20 protein-coding genes are annotated in these 21947 nt (G+C 39.7%); 16 read left to right on the top strand and 4 right to left on the bottom strand.

The window, feature by feature from the left end; genetic code table 11:
* The first annotated feature begins 33 nt into the window (after positions 1 to 33).
* From tkt to MKX47_RS12880, 3 genes are all read left to right on the top strand, one after another.
* Entirely contained in the window at positions 34 to 2028 is a 1995-nt protein-coding gene (tkt, locus tag MKX47_RS12890; protein WP_340774816.1) for a transketolase, read from the top strand.
* 169 nt (positions 2029 to 2197) lie between these two features.
* Complete coding sequence (locus tag MKX47_RS12885) at positions 2198 to 2761, top strand: DNA helicase (RefSeq protein WP_340774814.1); 564 nt, start codon at positions 2198 to 2200, stop codon at positions 2759 to 2761.
* A gap of 13 nt (positions 2762 to 2774) precedes the next feature.
* On the top strand, positions 2775 to 3425 hold the full coding sequence (locus tag MKX47_RS12880; protein ID WP_340774813.1) for an alpha/beta hydrolase: 651 nt from the start codon (positions 2775 to 2777) through the stop codon (positions 3423 to 3425).
* 41 nt (positions 3426 to 3466) lie between these two features.
* On the opposite strand, the gene MKX47_RS12875 is transcribed toward MKX47_RS12880, so the two are convergent.
* The 3 genes from MKX47_RS12875 to MKX47_RS12865 all read right to left on the bottom strand — a co-directional run bounded on the left by MKX47_RS12875 (position 3467) and on the right by MKX47_RS12865 (position 8262).
* Entirely contained in the window at positions 3467 to 5158 is a 1692-nt protein-coding gene (locus MKX47_RS12875; protein WP_340774811.1) for an FAD-dependent oxidoreductase, read from the bottom strand.
* A 192-nt stretch (positions 5159 to 5350) separates the two neighbouring features.
* The gene (locus MKX47_RS12870) at positions 5351 to 7501 is read right to left on the bottom strand and encodes an EAL domain-containing protein (protein ID WP_340774809.1); all 2151 of its coding nucleotides are present in this window, start codon (positions 7499 to 7501) and stop codon (positions 5351 to 5353) included.
* Positions 7502 to 7776: 275 nt separating this feature from the next.
* On the bottom strand, positions 7777 to 8262 hold the full coding sequence (locus MKX47_RS12865) for a lipoprotein (RefSeq protein ID WP_340774806.1): 486 nt from the start codon (positions 8260 to 8262) through the stop codon (positions 7777 to 7779).
* A gap of 176 nt (positions 8263 to 8438) precedes the next feature.
* Between MKX47_RS12865 and MKX47_RS12860 the strand changes: the two genes are divergently transcribed.
* The 13 genes from MKX47_RS12860 (at position 8439) to MKX47_RS12800 (ending at position 21292) form a co-directional block, all read left to right on the top strand.
* On the top strand, positions 8439 to 8645 hold the full coding sequence (locus MKX47_RS12860) for a hypothetical protein (protein WP_340774804.1): 207 nt from the start codon (positions 8439 to 8441) through the stop codon (positions 8643 to 8645).
* Positions 8646 to 8804: 159 nt separating this feature from the next.
* The gene (locus MKX47_RS12855) at positions 8805 to 9848 is read left to right on the top strand and encodes a DmpA family aminopeptidase (RefSeq protein WP_340774801.1); all 1044 of its coding nucleotides are present in this window, start codon (positions 8805 to 8807) and stop codon (positions 9846 to 9848) included.
* 397 nt (positions 9849 to 10245) lie between these two features.
* On the top strand, positions 10246 to 10995 hold the full coding sequence (locus MKX47_RS12850) for a M15 family metallopeptidase (RefSeq protein ID WP_340774798.1): 750 nt from the start codon (positions 10246 to 10248) through the stop codon (positions 10993 to 10995).
* The gene (locus MKX47_RS12845; protein ID WP_340774796.1) at positions 10992 to 11786 is read left to right on the top strand and encodes a M55 family metallopeptidase; all 795 of its coding nucleotides are present in this window, start codon (positions 10992 to 10994) and stop codon (positions 11784 to 11786) included. Before MKX47_RS12850 ends, MKX47_RS12845 begins: the two co-directional genes overlap by 4 nt.
* Before the next feature lie 13 nt (positions 11787 to 11799).
* On the top strand, positions 11800 to 12867 hold the full coding sequence (locus MKX47_RS12840) for a dipeptide epimerase (protein ID WP_340774794.1): 1068 nt from the start codon (positions 11800 to 11802) through the stop codon (positions 12865 to 12867).
* 43 nt (positions 12868 to 12910) lie between these two features.
* A complete protein-coding gene (locus MKX47_RS12835; protein WP_340774791.1) occupies positions 12911 to 14740 on the top strand; it encodes a peptide ABC transporter substrate-binding protein in 1830 nt (609 codons plus the stop codon).
* A gap of 95 nt (positions 14741 to 14835) precedes the next feature.
* A complete protein-coding gene (locus MKX47_RS12830) occupies positions 14836 to 15780 on the top strand; it encodes an ABC transporter permease (RefSeq protein ID WP_340774787.1) in 945 nt (314 codons plus the stop codon).
* On the top strand, positions 15780 to 16754 hold the full coding sequence (locus MKX47_RS12825) for an ABC transporter permease (RefSeq protein WP_340774785.1): 975 nt from the start codon (positions 15780 to 15782) through the stop codon (positions 16752 to 16754). Before MKX47_RS12830 ends, MKX47_RS12825 begins: the two co-directional genes overlap by 1 nt.
* Before the next feature lie 15 nt (positions 16755 to 16769).
* Complete coding sequence (locus MKX47_RS12820) at positions 16770 to 17816, top strand: ABC transporter ATP-binding protein (RefSeq protein WP_340774783.1); 1047 nt, start codon at positions 16770 to 16772, stop codon at positions 17814 to 17816.
* Entirely contained in the window at positions 17809 to 18762 is a 954-nt protein-coding gene (locus tag MKX47_RS12815; RefSeq protein ID WP_340774781.1) for an oligopeptide/dipeptide ABC transporter ATP-binding protein, read from the top strand. The genes MKX47_RS12820 and MKX47_RS12815 overlap by 8 nt, the downstream gene beginning before the upstream one ends.
* Positions 18759 to 19697, top strand: a complete 939-nt coding sequence (locus MKX47_RS12810; protein WP_340774779.1) for a S66 peptidase family protein — start codon at positions 18759 to 18761, stop codon at positions 19695 to 19697. Before MKX47_RS12815 ends, MKX47_RS12810 begins: the two co-directional genes overlap by 4 nt.
* A gap of 5 nt (positions 19698 to 19702) precedes the next feature.
* Positions 19703 to 20476 (top strand): serine hydrolase, encoded by a 774-nt coding sequence (locus MKX47_RS12805; protein ID WP_340774776.1) that lies wholly within the window; start codon positions 19703 to 19705, stop codon positions 20474 to 20476.
* Positions 20477 to 21292: a C40 family peptidase gene (locus MKX47_RS12800; RefSeq protein WP_340774774.1), complete on the top strand. Its 816-nt coding sequence runs from the start codon at positions 20477 to 20479 to the stop codon at positions 21290 to 21292. It abuts the gene before it with no gap.
* Between the two features lie 63 nt (positions 21293 to 21355).
* Here the strand turns inward: MKX47_RS12800 and MKX47_RS12795 are convergent, their stop codons facing one another.
* A complete protein-coding gene (locus tag MKX47_RS12795) occupies positions 21356 to 21931 on the bottom strand; it encodes a 5' nucleotidase, NT5C type (RefSeq protein ID WP_340774772.1) in 576 nt (191 codons plus the stop codon).
* Positions 21932 to 21947: the final 16 nt, after the last annotated feature.

The following is a 21947-nucleotide window of genomic DNA, read 5'->3' as shown; positions in this document are numbered from 1 at the left end:
GTATAAATTAAGTACGAGAAAGGATGTCACATAATGACACAACAAATGGATCAGTTAGCAATTAACGCAATCCGTACATTATCAATTGACGCAATCGAGAAAGCAAATTCTGGTCACCCTGGTTTACCAATGGGTGCAGCTCCAATGGCTTACACATTATGGACAAAGCAATTACGTCATAACCCACAAAATCCAAATTGGTATAACCGCGACCGTTTCGTATTATCAGCGGGGCACGGCTCTATGCTTTTATATAGCCTACTTCATTTAGGTGGCTACGGATTAGAAATGGAAGAACTGAAAAACTTCCGTCAATGGGGTTCAAAAACACCAGGTCACCCAGAATATGGTCATACAGTAGGCGTTGAAGCAACAACAGGTCCACTTGGTCAAGGTATTGCGATGACTGTAGGGATGGCAATGGCTGAGCGTCATTTAGCAGCTACTTACAATAAACCTGGCTATGATGTAGTAGACCACTATACATTTGCTTTATGTGGCGACGGCGATTTAATGGAAGGCGTTGCAGCAGAAGCTATTTCTCTTGCAGGTCACTTACAATTAGATAAGTTAATTGTGTTATATGATTCAAATGACATTTCACTTGATGGTGATTTAGAAAAGTCATTCTCTGAAAACATCCAAAAACGTTTCGAATCTTACGGTTGGAACTATTTAAAAGTTCAAGATGGTACAGATGTAGCGGCAATTAATACAGCAATCGAAACAGCGAAACAAAATACAGGTGGCCCAACGATTATTGAAGTAAAAACAGTAATTGGCTTTGGTTCTCCAAACAAATCAGGTAAATCAGATTCTCATGGTGCGCCGCTTGGTACAGATGAAGTGGTATTAACTAAAGCAGCATATGCTTGGGAACACGAAGCATTCCACGTTCCAGCAGAGGTTTACGAAACGTTTAAAGCGGCAGCAGACGTACAAGGTACACAAGCTGAAAACGCTTGGAATGAATTATTTGCAGGCTACAAAAATGAATACCCTGAATTAGCAGCGCAGTTTGTTAACGCTATGGACAACAATTTACCAGAAAACTTTGCATCCCAATTACCAGTGTATGAAGCAGGTAAATCCGTTGCAACACGTTCTTCTTCAGGTGATGCGATCAATGCCATTGCAAAAACAACGCCATCATTCTTCGGTGGTTCCGCTGACTTAGCAGGCTCAAACAAAACAACAATCAAAGGTGCTGGTGACTTCTTCGCAGAAACTCCAGAAGGCCGTAATATTTGGTTTGGTGTACGTGAATTCGCAATGGGTGCAGCGATGAACGGTATGGCATTACATGGCGGCTTAAATGTATTTGGTGGTACGTTCTTCGTATTCTCTGACTATGTTCGTCCAGCTATTCGTTTATCTGCATTAATGGGCTTACCGGTAACATACGTATTCACGCATGATTCAATCGCTGTTGGTGAAGATGGTCCAACACATGAACCAATCGAGCATTTAGCGTCATTACGTGCTATGCCAAACTTATCTGTTATTCGTCCGGCAGATGCAAACGAATCCGTAGCTGCTTGGAAGTTAGCGCTAGAAAGTACTTCAACACCAACTGTTTTAGTATTGTCTCGTCAAAACTTACCAGTATTAGACGCTTCGATTGAAACCGTTTATACAGGTGTAGAAAAAGGGGCTTATGTGGTTTCTCCAGCTACGAAAGCAACACCAGATATGATTTTAATTGCAACAGGTTCTGAAGTATCATTAGCAATTGAAGCAAAAAAAGCGCTATTAGCAGATGGCATCGATGCCTCTGTAGTATCAATGCCATCAATGGATCGTTTCGAACAGCAATCAAAAGAATACAAAGAATCTGTATTACCGAAAGCTGTAACAAAACGTTTAGCGATCGAAATGGGTGCATCATTCGGCTGGCATAAATATGTTGGCTTCGAAGGCGACGTATTAGCAATCGATCAATTCGGTGCTTCAGCTCCTGAAAAAGTTGTCTTAAAAGAGTACGGCTTCTCAGTTGAAAATGTAGTAGCAAAAGCAAAAGCACTATAATCTAACGAACAGATGCCACCCGTTAAAATAGCGGGTGGCATTTTCTATGTTCATTAAAAATACAGGGCATCTATAGGTTTTGCTGTTCTAAAGTACGTGCTTTCTTAGGGAAGGAATGGTACGATAGACAGTGAAAATAAGCGTAAATAGACAAGGAAGTGAACGGATTATGACGACAGAACCATTACAAAAACAGCTGAATAAATTTATCGAACAAACCTTTTTTTTACTTACGAAAAATGTAGATGTTACGAAGTTTCAAAATATTATTCAAGATAATGTAAATCAAAAAAGAGAATCTGCCAAATCAACAATCGAATTTTATGATCGTTTAATGCTAAATATGGCATACTACGTTGAAAATAAGATGGCATGGGAAACGATTGTTCGTGATACATATGGGCAAGGTCAAGTGCCAAAAGTGAGCTTTTTAGAAAATGAATTAATGGCACAGCAAATGCGTGTCCGCGATAATGTTGCTCAAAATATGGATGCTTACACGGCTGATTTTCATAAGCGTTATGAGGAACTTGAGGTAGAGGACGAAGATGTGATATACGATTATGCCTATGCATCGGTTGAACATGCATTACGTGTCGATTTCATCACATTAGTCACTTCAAAAAAGGCAACAATTTTAACACAAGGAAATATTGAAGAAACGTTAAAAACGATTGATGGTTATATCGCATATCATAGTGATCAGATTGTCAATAAAATGACGCTTTCTTAAAAGGAGTTTTTTTATGAATACACCATTTACTTACTTACACAAGACACCTGCTGTACAAGGGATAAAGCAACCTGCTATTTTTCTGTTACACGGTTTAGGTAGCGACGAAAAGGATTTGCTGCAATTAGTAGATTCCTTTTCATCGCACTGCCATATTTTCAGTTTGCAAGGTCCGATTCAGCATCGCCCAGGCTATGCCTTCTATACATTTGCTGAAGAAGAGGGGAAACCAGAGCGTCACATCTTTGATAAAGTGTTGAAGGGTGTAGAAAATTTTATTACTGAGGCAGTAAGAGAATTTGATTTAGATCAGCAACAGCTTTATGTAGTGGGCTTCAATCAAGGGGCAGCAATGGCGCAATCTCTGGCCATGGTGATGGGGAATAAATTACGTGGAACTGCAGCATTAAGTGGCTATTTACCGGAGTTTGCAGCGCTAGAATATAGTAAAAAAACAATGGATGCATCGAAAATCTTCATTTCACATGGTGAATATGATTATGATTTCCCGATTGAATGGGCAGAGCATGCGGTACGTTTCTTCAATGATTATGGAACGAATGTCACATTCAGAACTTATCCAGTAGGGCATGGTGTGAGTTCAGATAACTTACGCGATTTAATTGCCTTTTTAGCAGAGGATTTACCAACACCATTAAGCTAATTAAAAAGCCAGCTGACGTAAAAAACGTCAGCTGGTTTTACTTATACCGAGGCTAATTTTGATTTGGCTAATGCTTTATTCACTTTACAGTCCAGTGCAGCTAAATAACCAAATGTCATGCCAGGGCCAAGTGTTGCACCCGGACCTGGGTATGCCGCACCCATAACGGATGCTGAGCAGTTGCCACATGCGTAGACGCCTTCAATAGCTGTGCCGTCTTCACGTAATACGCGGCCATCGCGGTCTATGACAACGCCGCCTTTTGTACCAATATCACCCGGATATACTCTTAGTGCGTAAAATGGAGCTCGATTGATTTCGAGTAAGTTTGGATTTTTTAATGTTGGATCGCCATAATAACGGTCATGCTCGGTTTCGCCTCGGTGGAAATCTAAATCCTCACCGCTACGGGCAAAGCTATTAAATCGTTCAATTGTTTTTTGTAAATTACCAAATGGAATAGCTAATTGACGCTCTAAATCGGCGATATTATTCGCTTTGTAAACAATTTGATTGTTGTAATAATCTTTTGGGAAGTCCTGCATTGGGAATAACCCTGCAAATATATAACGGCTTTTTGCGCGGCCGTCTAAAATAATCCAAGAGGTAATTGCTTTGCCACCCGTTTTTTCGTTATGCTCATACATTTTGTCAACAAATTCATGATACGGTGTTGGCTCGTTAATATAGCGTTGTCCGTCCTGGTCCACAATGATCATGTTTGGAATGCCACGGTCTGCCACTAAGAAAAAGGGTCTACCTGTATGGTCAATGATTGATGGTGCTCCCCAAACCTTGTCCATAAGCCCAAATTTTGCGTGAAGCTTTTCAAACGGTGCGATAATGTCACCTGTTTGTCCTTTCGGCGAGCTTGTCCATTCCGCATGCTGTGGCGCTGGTAAAAATTTTTCGCGATATTCTTGACTGCGTGAAAATCCACCAGAAGCAAAAATGATCCCATGTTCTGCTTTAATAAGGAGGCGTTCGCCATCTTTCATTACTTCCATTCCGATGATGCGGTCATTCTCGTAAACAAAATCAACAAATTCAGTGGACAATGAAAGTTCGCCCTGTAATTCTTTATAGGTTAATGCCAAACGCGCAATCAATGCTTGACCCAGCGCGGCGAAATTCTTTTTCATCAGTAAATGCTGCATTAAGCGCCAGCCAAGTCGTAAAGAGCGCACCTTTCCCTCAGTTGTTCGGGCAATCATATTTACTTTTACAAAATCTTGCCCCGTCATGACAAAGCCCTTCGTATCGATTGTAGGTGAAAGAAGCTGATCCTTCCAATCTCCTAGCTCATTTAAATCAAATAATAGTGGCTCAATAGAACGTCCTTTCCCTTTGCCACCTGGAAGTGTTGGGTAGTAATCCGAATAATTTTTCGCATAAGAAAAACGCATATGTGGGCTAAGCTCATGCATATAATCGAGCATTTCGATGCCACGCTTTAAATAAGCCTCTTTCACATCTTCAGCTACTGCATTACCTACAGTAGCATCTAAGTAAGTTTTTGCCTCTTCGTAGCTGTCAGCAGCGCCAGCATCCACTAAATAGCGGTTGTTCGGAATCCATACACCTCCACCAGAAAGCGCAGAAGCACCACCGAAATAGGGTTCTTTTTCGATTAATAATGTGTTTAATTGTTCTTTTTTTGCCGTAATGGCAGCCGCAAAACCAGATGCGCCTGAGCCAACGACTACTACATCATATTGTAAATCCCAATTCATTATAAAATCCCCCAATCTAAAATAGCTAGAGTTCAGTTAATCCATTTTTAATTCGTTGCAAGGCAATGCATAGGAGAACGAATGAAAAAAATGAGCCTATGTAATTACTTTCGGTACAAAATGAATATTTCCTTCTTTTTTGCTAGTTAAAAAAGAGAATGCCCTAGAAAACTTCTTGGGCACTCTCTGAGATTAGTCAAGTAATAATTCGGCATCTTGTATGGTCATAGGCTTATAGAAATAATAGCCTTGACCAGCCGGACAGCCTAGTTTTTGTAACATCATGAGCTGATCTTCCGTTTCGATTCCCTCTGCAATAGGGCGCATATCAATATGATGTGCCAATTGAATAATGGTTTGGACGACGGCATACATCCCAGGCTCATTCATGGAATTGACGAAGCTTCGGTCAATCTTGATTTCAGAGAAAGGTAGCTTTGGTAAGTAGCTTAAGGAAGAGAAGCCTACACCAAAGTCATCTATGGAGCTTTCGATACCAAAGTCATTTAATTTTTCCAAAATATCCTTTGCTTTTGCGAAGTCGACAAGTTCGATACTTTCTGTTACTTCGAGTTTGATGTACTTTGCTGGAACACGGAACTGATTAAAGATTTCGATAATATTATCTAAAAAATAGGGCTCATAAAAATGGTCAGGTGAGATATTCAACGAAATGGGAACAATTTTTTTGCCTGCATCTATACGTTGCTGTAGCCAATGTAAAATCGTCGTTAAATTTAACAGATCGATTTCCTTAATCTTCCCTGATTCTTCAGCAATTGGGATGTATTTAATAGGCGAAATGAAGCCGAGCTTGCTAGAATTCCAGCGCGATAATGCTTCGAATCCCTCAACCTCAATCGTTTCAAAATTGATTTTGGGTTGTAAATACACTTCAAACTCCTTGTTGTTAATGCCAAACGTCAATTGATTGAATATATTCATCTCTTCTGTTAGTTGTTTGATACTATTTTCCTCATACATGGAACAGCTTGTGCCGTTTATCTTTCTTGCCTTCGTCAATGCAATGTCTGTTTGGTGAATACATTGCTCAACGGTCATTTGGGGGGTGAATGCTGTATAGCCTGTTTTCACCGTTATATAGTTTTCCTCCCCATTAATGATGAACGGCACTTGTGTTAAAGGCTCAGCGTGCTTGAAATGAGAATGGAATGAATCCAGATGCGCCTTTTTTGCTAAAATAATGGAATTCGAAAATCGTGCCATTAATTCCTCATCACTTGGTAAGTAGCTATGCAGGCGATCCGCTATTTGGCTTAATAACTCTGCGCCAGCTTTTCGCCCATATAAATCGACAATTTTATTGAACTCAGTTGGATGAATGGCGGCAATATAGCCTGTAAATCCCGCATCAAGCCACTTTGCTAACTCTACTTTAAAGTTCTGTAAATTCGGTAAATTCGTTTCGATATCATAAAAAGCTAGGTGACTAAGTTCAATTTTTTGTTCTGCATACTTAATGGAGAGCTGAATTAATAGCGCAAGCCGATTTAAATAGTTGATATCATGTTGCTTTAATTCTAAATCATCCTGTAAGAACAATGTTAATATCCCAATCGTTTCATTTTGAGAAGTTAAAATGGGCTTTGTCCAAGAGCCTTTGATCATATTCAAATTGAAGTGCTTACTAGCCATCTGTTTACTTGAAAAATCCTTTAAGTAAATGGCGCGTGGACTATGGCTTATATTAGGTGTTACAGTCAACAGATCAAGTTCTTCAATTACTTCTACTGGTAGTGAGTGGGAGCCGAGCGATTTACAAGCATAATGTTGATCGAAAATATGAATGGTACAATACACATCATGAATATAAAACATTTCGATTTTTTGAGCGATGAGGGACAAGATGGATTGAATATTATGTTCATTGTCAATTGCTTCGTAAACCTCATGCTCTAATTTGTAAACCATTTTATTTAATTCTGCTTCCGTAGTATTTTCACATGTTAATAATACATATTGAATCGTTTGCTCTGCATCTCGAATCGGATGAATGGTAATCGTGTTCCAAAAGGCTGCACCATTTTTTGTATAATGTAAAAGCGTAATTTTTTTTGCCAGTCCGAGTCGAATATGTGTGATGAATTCCGTTGTAGCATCAGTATTCGTACGACTACCGTTAAAAATGGATACGTTTTGATTGTAAATCTCCTGTAATTCATAATTTGTTAATTGTAAAAAGTGGTCATTTGCATGTAAAATCATTAAATTTCGATCATGAATATCGACAATGAGTGTTCCTTTCGAAAGCTGATTACTTAAGGCAATGAGCCAATGGAGTAATTGATCTTTTGATAGGGGCGGTAATTGATTAATCTGCATAAAATTTCCCCTTTATTAATTTGTTAGAATTAATTAAATTATAACAAAATTACTATGAATGGAAACAGAATTTATGAGAATATGAAAAAAATTCATTATTAACAGGTAGAAGTGCTTATTATGGACTGCTATTGATACAAAGTCCTTATAAGAAAATGCTGTATACCGAGATGAGAGGTTATAAGTTTCGCTTAATAATACCTTTGTATTAAAAGAGCGTCCGATTCACAGGACGCTTCTTTGCATATAATAATTTGTAGGATTCATGTTTTGCGTTAATTTTTAAAAACGTCGTAAAAATGCTGTAATAGTTGCTCGCCTTGCAAATCGACAAGCAACTCGTTATGTAAGGTTAGCTGTGCGGCTGTTTTGGACTCTAATAATTGATTGTCGACGAAATGTAACTGAATGGTTACTTTGCCATTTTCTATTATCTGCTGCTTTTGCTGTTCGGTAAAATACTGTTCAGAAAAAAGCTGATTGTTCTTCCATGTACCTGAAATTTTTAATATGTTCGCTGACTCGTCATAATGCCATTGCACATCACGTAATATAGTTTTAAATAAGTCGTTAATTGCCACTTGCTTGTTGTCAAATGCTAATTCAATCGCTCGAATTGAATGGACATCAATCGAAATCGCAGTAGCAGCTTCAGTTGCCTTGGAGTTAATACCTGCCGCCGCATCTTTAATATCCTTCATCGTATCACTGCAGCCTGTTAAAAGGGTAACTGCTAGCAGCAATGCTAAAAACTTTCTCATCCCATTCCCTCCATCAAACTTTATCCACAGTTTTATCATACTAAAATGCAATCCCAATAAGTGGTTGATTTCTGATGAGAATGTGAAAAATTTGTAACGAGATGAAAGGGGATAAAGAAAGGAATAATATTTTACTCTTGATTGCATGGATTGAATATTAAATTAAATCATTGGGTATGATTAAAGTATTACTGTATCGCAATGAAATGGGCTCAATCATCATCGTCGTAATGAAGAATAAAGGAGCTGGTACGATGAGAATTAATGATGAAGTATTAGATAAGCTCGGTATTTATTTTGTTTATCATGAAGTGTACAATAAATACGGCATTACGTTCGAAAGCTTTGTAGATCGTTGGTCGAGAGGGATATTAGAAATCTAGTCAATGATGATGTTGCTTTGGAATCAAACACCATTTCAAGATACGTAAAGGAATTTGTCTTTGTTCGTAAAGGCAAATTCCTTTTTTGTTGCTATTCAAATCAAAACATGTTGATTATGATAGAGTTGGATAGAATTTACATATGAAAAGGAGAACGACATGAAAATTCAACAATTAGGTGTAAAGATAGGCAAGTTAACTTCAGGTGAAAAAAATTGTATTACGGATGTAGCGGGTGTCAAAGTAGGGCATGTAACATTGGATTATCCGCTAAACGAAAAAGGTGATGTTGCTTGTACAGGTGTGACGGCGATTTTACCGCATGGAGGGAATCTTTTCCGCGAAAAGGTGACCGCTGCGAGCTATGTGCTGAATGGTTTTGGCAAAACAACGGGGCTTGTACAGGTTGATGAGCTAGGGGTTTTAGAATCACCTATTATGCTGACAAATACATTTAGTGTGCCTGCTGTTACGCAAGGTACCCTACAGTATGTATTAGCACAAAATGAGGAAATTGGTTTGACGACAGGGACGGTTAATATCGTGGTCGGAGAATGCAATGATAGCCATTTAAATTCGATTCGTCATTGCTCTGTAACACCAGCACATGCTATTGGAGCAATTGAAAATGCGACGACAGAACTTGTAACAGAGGGCGCGGTCGGAGCGGGAAAGGGAATGATTTGTTTTGGATATAAAGGGGGGATTGGCAGTGCTTCACGAATAGTTGAAGCTGAAAACTTACGCTATACAGTAGGTTGCCTTGTCTTAAGTAATTTTGGGACGACGGAGGAATTTATGAAGGAACGCTACCACGTAAACACAGAGGCACAAAATTCTACAATTGCGCCAACAGATGGCTCCATTATCATTGTATTGGCGACAGATGCCCCATTAAGCAATCGCCAATTAAAGCGTGTAATCAAGCGCTGCGGTATTGGGCTAGGACGTACGGGTAGTCATTTTTCCAATGGTAGTGGCGATATTGTCATTGGCTTTTCAACAGCCCATCAAATACCGCATCAAAGTGAAGCAATGCTCGAGACACGTGTCCAATTACGAGATGATCAGCCGATGATGAATTTATTATTTACAGCGGCTGCAGAGGCAACAGAAGAGGCCATTTTAAATTCACTTACACAAGCAGAAACAACAATTGGCAGACAAGGGCACTGCGTGAAAAGGTATCCATTCGATTTTTAAGGTGAGGATAGCTGCTTTGAGGAAAACGTTAGTAAATGGCTTAAGATAGGCGATTGCAAGGCTCTTTGGGTGGCAGTGCTCGCGAAATTTTTTTGTGTGCGAATTTTTCGAGTTTATGTGCGATTTTACGCAGATACGTGCGATTTTTTAAATTTCCGTGCGATATTAGCTTTTATCCGTGCGATTTCCCAAAACCATCCATTGTTTTCTAATTTGAAATCACGTTTTAATCAATCTGCAAGAAAACCCTAACTTATGGTTATAAACCAAATAAATACAATAATAGTAATGAATTTTCAATAAATAACTTCCGCATTCGAAATAATTATGGTATTTTAGATAAATAAACTGAAAAATCTAAATGTTATCATTTTTCTGTTGATAATTTAATTTACATATGGTGGGGTGCAAAACAATTTTAGAAAAATACTTACAGCCAATTCAAATAATAATTGGTACAGGCGAGCGACCACCTATTTTGGATAATCAAGAGTCTTTAATCAAGCTGGAGCCAATCAATAAACGACTTTTTATCAAACCTAGCTATTATCAACAGCGCATTACTGATAGTTTACAAGTCATCTATTTACGTGAGCAGGCAGCCAATCGATTATTGCAGGCACTTCAATATTTGCCAAACGCCTATAGCCTTATTGTGTATGACGGCTTTAGACCGCTACAAGTGCAGCAAGCGTTGTATGAGCAATTTAAGCGTGAAATAACTTTGAGCAATCCGAGCTGGAATGAACAGCAAATTGAAGCGGAAACATTGAAATATGTCGCATTTCCAAGTGTGGATTTTCAATATCCCGCTCCCCATTTAACGGGTGGAGCGATTGATGTTACATTGGGTGACGCTGAAGGGAATCCACTTGATTTAGGAACGGCATTCGATGAAACATGTGCTAAATCGGCAACGGCCTATTTCGAGAGTCATTTAACTGAAAATACAGATGCTTTAAAAAATCGTAGGCTGCTATTTCATAGTATGACGGATGCGGGCTTTCACAATTATGAGGAAGAATGGTGGCATTTTGATTTTGGAAATGTCACATGGGCAAGAAAATCAAAAGCGCCTCATGCCATTTATGGACCAATCATTGCCACAATCGAAAACCATGAGCTAAAGGAGTATCGATATAAATGAAAGTATATATTAGCGCAGACATCGAAGGGATTACAGGAACGACGGTTTGGAGTGAAACCGAATTAAATTCACCAGACTATCTTCAATTTCAAAAGCAAATGACAAAAGAGGTGCTTGCTGCAATTGAAGGTGCGATTGCAGGTGGCGCTACAGAAATTCTATTAAAGGATGCGCATGATTCAGCGCGAAATATTTTAATAGAACAATTGCCGGAAAATGTGAAAATCATTCGCGGTTGGACACAAGAACCGATGTGTATGGTCGCGGGACTTGATGACAGCTTTGACCGAGCGATTTTTATTGGGTATCACAGTGAAGGAGGCAGTGCAAAAAATCCGCTTGCTCATACATTAAGTTTATTAGCTGATGTGAAAATTAATGGAGACTATGCAAGTGAATTTATTATTAATGCTTATGCGGCAGCGCTTCATAAAGTGCCTGTAGCTTTTGTTAGTGGGGATCAAGCACTGACAGAACATATTGCACGCTTCAATGAAAAAATCGTGACGTTTGCGACGAAAGAGGGCGTTGGGCATGCGACAATTAATGTCAGTCCTCAAAAGACCTTGAAAGAAACGAAGGCATTAATCGAGCAAGCAATGAAAATAGAGCGTGAACAGCTACAACTTGAATTGCCAGAGCATTTTCACGTAGAAATTATTTATAAAGATCATATTAAGGCGTATCGTAATTCATTTTATCCGGGTGCCACATTTAAGGCGCATAATACCGTAGTGTTTGAAACGGATGATTTTTTCGAAGTGCTACGGATACTACAATTTTTAACATAAAGCAGGTGACAGCATGAAAATTACAGATGTCAAAGTAAGTTTAGTAGAAGCGCCCCTTATTACGCCATTTAAGACGGCTTTACGCACGGTGCATAGTATACAAAATGTGATGGTGACCATTCACACGGATGATGGCCAAATAGGCATTGGTGAAGCTGCACCAACGCATGTCATCACCGGTGAAACACTTGGATCGATTCAGTATGCAATTGAACAAGTCATTGCACCACTCCTTAAAGGAATGGATTTGGCAGAAATTGCGGCTTTATGTGAGCTTGTAGACAGCTGCTTATACCAAAATACAAGTGCAAAGGCCGCTGTTGAAATCGCACTTTATGATTTGTGGGCGAAGAAATATAATGCGCCTCTTTACGAATTGCTCGGGGGCTATCGGAAATCATTGACTACAGACATTACGATTAGTGTCAATGAGCATCCGGAAATGGTGCAAGATAGCTTAGCGGCAGTGAAACGCGGCTTTTCTATTTTGAAGGTTAAAGTAGGAAAGGATCCGACTGGGGATGTGAACCGCATTTTAAAAATTCACGAAGCAGTAGGTCCTCAAATTGGGCTACGAATTGATGCAAATCAAGGCTGGACACCGAAACAGGCTGTATCCATAATTGGTCAATTAGAAGATGCAGGGGTGCAAATGGAATTAGTTGAACAGCCTGTCCATTATAGTGATGTGGTTGGGATGCAGTATGTGACCAATCACACACAAACGCCAATATTGGCAGATGAAAGTGTGTTTTCACCGAAGCAGGCCATCGAGGTCATCGAAAAGCGTGCGGCGGATTTAATAAATATTAAGCTGATGAAAACAGGGGGCATTTCAAAGGCGCAGCAAATTGCGAATATCGCACAGGCTAGCGGAGTGGAATGTATGATTGGCTGTATGCTCGAAACGAAAATTAGCGTGAGCGCGGCAGCACATTTTGCGGCAGCAAACAAAATCGTTACAATGGTCGATTTAGATGGACCTAGTCTTTGTGTTAAAGATCCGATAAACGGTGGACCTATTTTTGAGGGGGAAACAATTCAAATGGTTGAACGCGCCGGTTTAGGATTTTTACTATAGGCTCCTAGAAGCCAAGAAAAAGAAAATGATGGGGGAAAAGTACATGAAAAAATATTTATTAGCTTTAGCATGTATGTTTGCATTCGTTTTAGCTGCTTGTAGCGATGATTCAGCTGATTCAGGCAAGGATGGCGATTCAGGCAAACCACAAGAGTACCGCACAGTGTATTCTGGTGAAATTAAAACATTAAATTACTTAAAAACTTCAGAAACAAATGAGTTCGCAGTAGCGGCAAACTTAGTAGACGGATTAATTGAATATGATCAATATGGTGTTGTACAACCAGGTTTAGCAGAAAGCTGGGAGGCAAATGCAGATGCATCGGTTTGGACATTCAAATTACGTGAAGGCGTGAAATGGGTAGACAATCAAGGAAAAGAAGTGGCTGATGTTGTAGCACAAGACTTCGTAGACGGATTAAACTACGTGCTTGATGCGAAAAATGAATCTTCAACAGCATGGATTGCTACTGTTGTAAAAAATGGTGACGCTTTCTACAACGAAGAAGTAACAGACTTCTCGCAAGTTGGGGTAAAGGCAGTAGATGACTATACACTAGAGTACACATTAGAAGGCTCTACACCTTATTTCTTATCAATGCTGAACTACGTATGTTTCTTCCCGGTTAACGGAGCGTTCTTAGCAGAAAAGGGCGAGGCTTTCGGTACAACTGCGGATAATTTCTTATACAACGGAGCGTATATTTTAGACAAATTTGAGCCTCAAAATGAGCGTGTGCTTGTGAAAAATGATACGTACTGGGATAAAGACAATGTAAAAATCGACCGTATTCGCTATAAATATAACAAAGAGGCAGCAACAGTAGCACCTGAGTTATTTTTACGTGGCGAAATTGACGGCGCAAGCATTCCAACATCTATTTTAGATGAATGGTTAAATGCGGAGGACAAAAAAGAGTTAGTACGTCAAAATACAAATAACTTCTACACATATTTCTATGCATTAAACTTTGATCCACAATTTGATGCAGAGAGTCAGCCAGAAAACTGGAAAGTCGCAGTGAACAACAAAGATTTCCGTAAATCACTGTACCATGCATTAGACCGAGTATCGGCGCTGTTAACAATTGAGCCATACAACCCGCAAGATTTAGTATCAAACACGATTACACCGAAAAACTTCGTGGACGTTGCCGGTGTAGATTACACAGTTTTAGAGCCATTAAAAGCAATTACAGAAACGGATTCATTTAATAAAGATTTAGCTATCCAGCATAAAGAAGCGGCAATGACTGCTTTAGCAGGAAAAGCAACATTCCCAGTGAAATTAGTATTACCTTATAACTCGGGTTCACCTGAATGGGCAAATCGCTCACAAGTCGTAGAGCAACAGCTTGAAAACTTATTAGGTGCAGATTACATCGATGTAGAATTATTTGCTGGTCCAGCGACAGGCTTCTTAGGGGAAGTTCGTCGTCCAGGTAAATTCGCGATGATCGAAGCAAACTGGGGTCCTGACTTTGCTGACCCATCAACGTATACAGATCCATTCACGACAGGTGGTACTTATAACAAGCCTGAGTTAGCAGAAGGATATAACGGTGAATACGATAAGTTAGTAGAAGCTGCAAAAGCAGAAGTGGATCCAGCAAAACGCTATGAACTATTTGCAAAAGCAGAGGCATTCTTAATTGAAGAAGCATTCGTCATTCCTTACGCTGTTGGCGGTGGCGGCTATGTCGCTTCGAAATTAAACCCATTCGAATCACAATATTCGCCATTTGGTGTCACATCTGAGAAATTTAAAGGTCAGTCTATCCTAGAAAAGCCAATGAGCAATGAAGAGTATAAATCAGCTAAAGAGGCATGGGAAAAAGAACGTGCAGAAGCTTTAGCGAACGCTTCAAAGTAATTTCTTAATGCGCTTTTAACATGTAGTAACGTCAGGAGATGACAGAATTTTTTTCTGCATCTCCTTTCGTATTTTAAATGTAAGGAGGGAATCGCATGTTAAAGTATCTTACCAAACGTATTGTGCAATCGATTTTCACGCTATTTATTATTATTACGATTGTTTTTTCCCTACTACGTCTAATGCCAGATGAAGGCTATTTAGGGGCAGCAGCAGAAAAAATGTCGCCGGAACAACAAGAGGTATATTTAACGAATTTGGGCTTACGTGATCCACTCCTTGTACAGTTGAAAAACTTTTATGTGAATTTATTCCAAGGGGATTTAGGAAAGTCGATTACATATCGTACAGATGTTCCAGTTGTAGATATTATTGCAGATAAAATGATGTATTCTATTTTATTTGGTTTAGGGGCGGTGGCGCTTTCACTTTTAGTAGGTGTACCACTAGGGATATTAATGGCGCAATTTAAAGGGCGCTGGCTAGATCGACTTGGAACAGGCTACATCGTCATTATTGTAGCGGTGCCGGCAATGGTTTATTTCTTAATGATCCAGATGTATATTTCAGATTGGCTCGGATTACCGATGCTATTTGATGAATACAATACGAAGAGCTTCATCTTACCGTTAATTTGTCTAGCGCTTGGTCCGATTGCGTCCTATGCAATGTGGATGCGTCGTTATATGGTCGATGAGTTGAACAAGGATTACATTAAATTGGCACGTGCTAAAGGGGTAAAGGAGCGTACAATCATGTTCCGACATGTGATGCGAAATGCTTTTATTCCGATGGCGCAATATTTACCAGCTACGATTTTATTTACAATTACAGGTTCGATTTATATTGAATCATTATTCTCAATTCCTGGCATGGGTGGCTTGTTAGTAGATGCGATTCAGCGACAAGATAATAACGTCGTGCAAGGATTAGTTCTTGTGTTTTCTTCGTTAGGGATTATAGGGCTTATTTTAGGGGACTTACTGATGGCCATTGTTGATCCTCGAATTAAGCTAGGGAAGGGAGACAGTGTGCGCTAATGGGCTTATTTACGAAAGAAATTCAAAATATTTCGGATAAATCGAACGAGCATTTATTTGAATTTGCCGGTGTTGATGATGCAAAAGCAGAAGAAACCGCTTATTCGAATTACTCGTATTGGCGTTCGACATTCCGTTCCTTTACAAAAAATAAAATTGCCGTATTTTTATTATTCTTTGTGGTGTTATTAATTGCGTTTACCTTTATACAACCCTATTTACCAGATCAAAAATCGCCTACCCAAATTTATCTTAATGCGGAGACGGGGATGCAGGATCGAAATGTTGCCCCGAATGAAGAATATATTTTCGGAACAAACTCGATTGGTCAGGATTTATGGTCGCGTATTTGGCAAGGTACACGGACATCCTTATTTATCGGCTTTGCTGTTGCCATTATTGAAGTGATTATTGGCTTTACGGTCGGTGCGTTGTGGGGCTATTCACGAAAATTAGAAATGCCGATTACGCAACTGTATAACATTGTAGATAATATTCCGACGACGATTGTCTTAATTTTAATGGCGTATATTTTACGTCCAGGCATTTCAACAATTATTATCGCTATGTGTATTACCGGCTGGGTGGAGATGGCGCGTTTCTTAAGGAATCAAATTGTTATTTTACGTGACCGTGAGTATAATTTAGCATCCAAAACATTAGGAACACCCGGCTATAAAATTATTTTGAAAAACTTATTGCCGTATTTAATTTCAGTCATTATGCTGCGTATGAGCTTGGCGGTTCCTGCTGCTATTGGTGCGGAAGTATTTTTAACGTATATTGGTTTAGGTTTACCAGTAAGTGAGCCATCTTTAGGAAACTTAATTAACGAAGGTCGCGTGCTGATGATGTCACCGGATTTACGTTATCAATTAATTTTCCCAAGTATTGTGCTAAGTGTCATTACGATTGCCTTTTATATTATCGGAAATGCGTTTGCAGATGCAGCGGATCCGAAAAACCATGTGTAGAAAGGATGGCGTTGTATGGAACGAGAAAAGATTTTATCCATTGAAAATGTCGTTATTAAATTTAAATTACGTGGCCAAACATTAACGGCCATTCGTGATATTTCACTTGATTTATATAAAGGGGAAAGTCTAGCGATTGTTGGGGAATCTGGTTCGGGCAAATCGGTATTGGTCAAATCCATTATGGGCTTATTAGACAAAAATGGCTATATCGATTCGGGCAAAATTGTCTATGATGGGCATGATTTAGCGCAGTTTAAAACAGAAGCGGATTGGTTAAAAATTCGTGGTAAAAAGATTGCGATGGTTACGCAAGATCCGATGACGTCGCTCAATCCGCTTAAAACGATTGGGAAACAAATTGAAGAAAGTGTCGTGCTGCATCAAGGGTTAAAAGGAAAGGATGCCTATGAAACAACATTACAGCTCTTGCGTGATGTGGGCATTCATGATGTAGAGCGCCGTTACAAGCAATATCCGCATGAATTTTCGGGTGGGATGCGTCAACGAATCGTCATTGCCATTGCGGTGGCATGTAATCCGCAAATTTTAATTTGTGATGAGCCAACAACTGCGCTTGACGTAACGATTCAAGCGCAAATTTTACAGCTGCTGACAACGCTACAAGAAAAATATTTATTAACGACAATCTACATTACACATGACCTTGGTGTTGTTGCAAAGGTGGCAGACCGAATTGCGGTAATGTATGCCGGGGATATTATTGAGGTGGGGCAGACGAATGAAGTGTTCTTTAATGCCAAGCACCCTTATACATGGGCGTTAATTTCCTCTTTACCGCAACTTGGTGTCAAGGGAGAGGCACTCTATTCCATTAAAGGAACACCGCCGAACCTATTTAAAGAAATTAAAGGGGATGCATTTGCCCCGCGCAATCAATATGCACTTAAAATTGATTTTGTGGAACGTCCACCATTTTTCCAAGTGACGGATACGCATTTTGCACGGACATGGCTACTTGACCCGAAAGCACCGAAAGTCGAGCCTCCAGAAGTGTTACAAGCATTTTTTGCGGAAGGGAGACGATATATGCATGAGTAACGAACGTGAAAAGCTAATAGAAGTCAAAAATATCGATATCATTTTTGGCAGTGGTAAAAAGGAATTCAAAGCAGTCGATGATGTCAGCTTTGATATTTATAAAGGGGAAACATTTGGCTTAGTAGGCGAATCCGGTTCCGGTAAAACGACAATCGGCCGTGCCATTATGCGCATTAACCCCATCACAAACGGCGAAATCCTATTCCATGGTAAAAAAATTAACGGACGTATTTCGAGTGCATGGGATAAAGAAATTACGCAAAAAATTCAAATGATTTTCCAAGATCCAGGTGCGTCACTAAATGAACGTGCCAAGGTGGATTATATTATTTCAGAAGGTCTAATTAATAATAAGAAGTTTAGTAGTGAGCAAGAGCGCATTGAAAAGGTAAAGAAAGCATTACTAGAAGTAGGGCTGCTACCAGAATTTGCTTCCCGCTTCCCGCATGAATTCTCTGGGGGGCAGCGTCAACGAATTGGTATTGCACGTGCACTTGTGATGGAGCCAGAGTTTGTTGTAGCAGATGAGCCGATTTCAGCCCTAGATGTTTCGATTCGTGCGCAAGTGCTGAATTTGCTTTCTAGCTTACAGCAGGAACGTGACCTAACCTATTTATTCATCGCGCATGATTTATCGATTGTACGTTTTATTACCGATCGAACGGCGGTCATTTATAAAGGGCGAATTGTAGAGCTAGGCGAAACGGAAAAGCTGTTTAATAACCCATTGCACCCCTATACAAAGGCATTATTAGCGGCAGTTCCAGAGCCTAATCCAATTAAAGAGCGTCAAAAAAAATTACAAGTATATGATCCAACGGTCCACCAATATGAGACAGATCCGCCGGAGTTTGTTGAAATTGAGGAAGGCCATTTTGTATTAGCTAATCAAGAGGAACAAGCAGCGTATCGTGCGATTATTGAACGTCAGGAGGCAAATGTATGAGCTTAATTATTCCAAGATCATTGAAAAAAGGCGATACCGTTGCATTAATTAGTGCTTCAGGTGCTACACCAACAGAGCGATTACAGCCTGCGATTGAAGCGGTAGAAAAATTAGGTTTTAACGTCGTTGTTGGGGAAACTTGTCGCACACGTCACGGCTATTTAGCTGGTAGTGATGCGCTGCGAGCAAAAGAGGTAAATGAAATGTTTGCCAATCCCGCAATTGATGGAATTTTCTGTATTCGTGGTGGCTACGGCGCAACACGTATTTTACCGATGCTTGATTTAGAAATGATACAAAAGAACCCCAAAGTATTTGCAGGCTATAGTGATGTGACAGCTTTACATATGGTATTCAATCAACAATGTGGCTTTGTGACGTATCATACACCGATGCCGTCTACCGAATTTATTAAGCCAGCGATGGATGACTACACATGGGACTATTTTGTGAACAGTGTAACAAATACAGAGTGGGCGCATTATTTCCTGGAAAATAAATCGGGAGAAGAGATGCAGACGATTACACCGGGAGTAGCGACAGGAATTTTAACGGGTGGTAATTTAACATTAGTTGCCGCTTCACTGGGCACACCTTATGAGATTGACGTTACAGGGAAAATCTTGTTTTTAGAAGATATCGACGAAAATGTACAGCGTATCGATCGCATGCTGACACAATTAAAGCTAGCAGGTAAATTAGACGCATGTGCCGGAATTATGCTAGGCGCATGGACAGATTGTGGACCGATGGATACAAAAAATCCTGACAATAATTTAACACTAGAGCAAGTATTTGCAGAAATTTTAGCACCTCTAAATATTCCGGTCTTAGCGGACATCACTTGTGGTCATGTATTACCAACGATGTCCCTACCTCTAGGGAAAACAGTAACAATTAATGCGACGAATCACACGATTGAAGTGATTGGGTAAAGGCGATGGAACAATTAACAAAGATCATTGCCCAAAGCCCGTTTAAAGTCCACGTTTCCGTGCAACACTATGCAAACGGAGAAATTTATGAGCAGCTGCCTTCTGATATATTTAGTAGTGCAAGTGTCATAAAGGTCCCTATTTTAATTGCAATATTAAAGCATTTACAAATGACAAATGGTGATTTACAGCGAATGATTGATATTGCTGACGAAAACTTTGTGGATTTTAGTGTCCTTACCGAGCAAGGAGAAAAGCGTGCAACATTACATGAATTATTATTGTGGATGACCATTACCAGTGATAATACAGCGACCAATGCTTGTATCGATTATTTAGGTATGGATGCGTATAATGCGTATTTTAAAGAGATTGGTTTACACGATACAAAAGTACAGCGTAAAATGATGGACTTTGAGCGCCAGCAGCAAGGCTTTGACAATGAAACGACAGCACGTGATATGCAAAAACTCTTTGAAGCACTTTATAACGGAAAGTTATTAAATGCTACATGGACGGCTGTTGCCTTAAATATTTTATGTCGTCAGCGAAGCCATGAGTCTTTAAAGCGTTATCTAGTCGATGATGTAAAAATAGCTCATAAAACAGGTGGGCTGGATACGGTTGATCATGATTGTGGCATTGTATTTCATAATAAAGGCGCCTATTTTATTGGGGTCTTTATTACGGAAGTAACCGATAATGAGCAAGCAAAGCGTTTAATCGGACAAATTTCAAAAATCGTTTATGAGGCGAAAAGTGAGATGGAGGTCAAGTGAATGAATGCAGTTGTAAAAGTGATGATTGCCAATTTACATGAAAAAACGGACAGTCATTCAGAGTTAGTGGATGAAGCATTGTATGGGATGCCGGTAGAGGTTTTAGAGGATATGGATGAAGCGTGGGTAAAGGTTCGTACATTTTATCGCTATGAGGGATATATGTTAAAATCAGATTTAGCGATAGGTACAGCCATCATTTCAAGCTGGATTGCTGATGCAGATTATGTTGTGAACCAAAGCTTTGCGGATGTATTAACGGGGCCGAAAATTCAAAGCGATAAGATTCTGACATTAACGCGCGGTGCATTTATTCAAGTAATTGAAGAAGCAGGGTTAGAACGATCATGGACGAAGGTGCAGCTCGTTACTGGGCAATTTGGCTATGTACGTTCAGCTTGGCTTCAAAAGCGAGTAAAAGTATATACAGCCAATGAGGAGTTATTCCGTGAGCAAGTTGTGCAGACAGCGTTTCGTTATATCGGCACACCGTATCGTTGGGGTGGAAAGTCGCCACTTGGTATCGATTGCTCAGGCCTATGCTCGATGGCTTATATGTTAAATGGTTCATATATTTACCGCGATGCCAAAATTATGGATGGCTTTCCATTGCGAGAAATTACACGTGAACAGTTAAAGCGTGGGGATTTGATTTTCTTCCCGGGACATGTCGCCATGTATATTGGGGATGAGCAATACATTCATTCGTCCTTGGGGGGCAATGAAGTCAATGTGAATAGCTTTAACCCATTAGACGATCATTATCGAGAAGATTTAGCGACGACGATTACGGGCTATGGAAGCTTGTTTTCATAAGATGAAAAACTAAAAACGTCATTTCCTCATTTGTGGGAAATGACGTTTTTTCATCGTTTACAATTAGAAGTTTTTTCGAATCCATTCATTGGCTTGTTGCCAGTTTGCAACGCGGATAACGTTGTTTGGTACAGCTAATCGGTTGTATGGTGTGTCAAATAGGACAACCGGAATTTTTAGTTCCTCTGCAATTTCTACAGCGTTATCATGTTTGTCTTCGAAAAAGGCTTCTACTTGATGCTTTTTCGCTATTTCAATTTTCTTATGGCTCCCGATGCATTCAATATGGTCATACGGGACTTTGTATGTGTCAAACCAATTTTTCGTAATATCAAATACATTTTCACCGCGAGCCGAAATATAAAATAACTCGTACTGTTTTTGCCAATTGGTTAAGACCGATTGTGCATCTGGTGCAAGCTCACTCACCTCATACATATGTGGTTCGTTCGCTTTGAACCATGTATTAAATTCGTTGCGGTCGATCGGATATGGAAAGCCACTTAAAAAGTCGTAATCTGTTACGTCCTCTAACGTCATATTAATATTGTACTGCTTATTAATATGAGGGATCAATGTAGCAGGGCATGTAACTGTTCCATCAATATCGATGCCGAATCGATGCTTTAAGTTCGTCATTTCCATTACTCCGTTT

This window comes from Solibacillus sp. FSL R7-0668 (genome assembly GCF_038006205.1).
Classification (GTDB): Bacteria; Bacillota; Bacilli; order Bacillales_A; family Planococcaceae; genus Solibacillus.
Note: the sequence above shows the minus strand (reverse complement) of the source record. Positions and strands in the feature narration are given on the sequence as shown.

Bases quoted from the DNA above. Each gene is read 5' to 3' on its own strand.
- tkt (WP_340774816.1), top strand. From the start codon at position 34: ATGACACAACAAATGGATCAGTTAGCAATTAACGCAATCCGTACATTA.
- MKX47_RS12885 (WP_340774814.1), top strand. From the start codon at position 2,198: ATGACGACAGAACCATTACAAAAACAGCTGAATAAATTTATCGAACAA.
- MKX47_RS12880 (WP_340774813.1), top strand. From the start codon at position 2,775: ATGAATACACCATTTACTTACTTACACAAGACACCTGCTGTACAAGGG.
- MKX47_RS12875 (WP_340774811.1), bottom strand. From the start codon at position 5,158: ATGAATTGGGATTTACAATATGATGTAGTAGTCGTTGGCTCAGGCGCA.
- MKX47_RS12870 (WP_340774809.1), bottom strand. From the start codon at position 7,501: ATGCAGATTAATCAATTACCGCCCCTATCAAAAGATCAATTACTCCAT.
- MKX47_RS12865 (WP_340774806.1), bottom strand. From the start codon at position 8,262: ATGAGAAAGTTTTTAGCATTGCTGCTAGCAGTTACCCTTTTAACAGGC.
- MKX47_RS12860 (WP_340774804.1), top strand. From the start codon at position 8,439: ATGATTAAAGTATTACTGTATCGCAATGAAATGGGCTCAATCATCATC.
- MKX47_RS12855 (WP_340774801.1), top strand. From the start codon at position 8,805: ATGAAAATTCAACAATTAGGTGTAAAGATAGGCAAGTTAACTTCAGGT.
- MKX47_RS12850 (WP_340774798.1), top strand. From the start codon at position 10,246: ATGGTGGGGTGCAAAACAATTTTAGAAAAATACTTACAGCCAATTCAA.
- MKX47_RS12845 (WP_340774796.1), top strand. From the start codon at position 10,992: ATGAAAGTATATATTAGCGCAGACATCGAAGGGATTACAGGAACGACG.
- MKX47_RS12840 (WP_340774794.1), top strand. From the start codon at position 11,800: ATGAAAATTACAGATGTCAAAGTAAGTTTAGTAGAAGCGCCCCTTATT.
- MKX47_RS12835 (WP_340774791.1), top strand. From the start codon at position 12,911: ATGAAAAAATATTTATTAGCTTTAGCATGTATGTTTGCATTCGTTTTA.
- MKX47_RS12830 (WP_340774787.1), top strand. From the start codon at position 14,836: ATGTTAAAGTATCTTACCAAACGTATTGTGCAATCGATTTTCACGCTA.
- MKX47_RS12825 (WP_340774785.1), top strand. From the start codon at position 15,780: ATGGGCTTATTTACGAAAGAAATTCAAAATATTTCGGATAAATCGAAC.
- MKX47_RS12820 (WP_340774783.1), top strand. From the start codon at position 16,770: ATGGAACGAGAAAAGATTTTATCCATTGAAAATGTCGTTATTAAATTT.
- MKX47_RS12815 (WP_340774781.1), top strand. From the start codon at position 17,809: ATGAGTAACGAACGTGAAAAGCTAATAGAAGTCAAAAATATCGATATC.
- MKX47_RS12810 (WP_340774779.1), top strand. From the start codon at position 18,759: ATGAGCTTAATTATTCCAAGATCATTGAAAAAAGGCGATACCGTTGCA.
- MKX47_RS12805 (WP_340774776.1), top strand. From the start codon at position 19,703: ATGGAACAATTAACAAAGATCATTGCCCAAAGCCCGTTTAAAGTCCAC.
- MKX47_RS12800 (WP_340774774.1), top strand. From the start codon at position 20,477: ATGAATGCAGTTGTAAAAGTGATGATTGCCAATTTACATGAAAAAACG.
- MKX47_RS12795 (WP_340774772.1), bottom strand. From the start codon at position 21,931: ATGACGAACTTAAAGCATCGATTCGGCATCGATATTGATGGAACAGTT.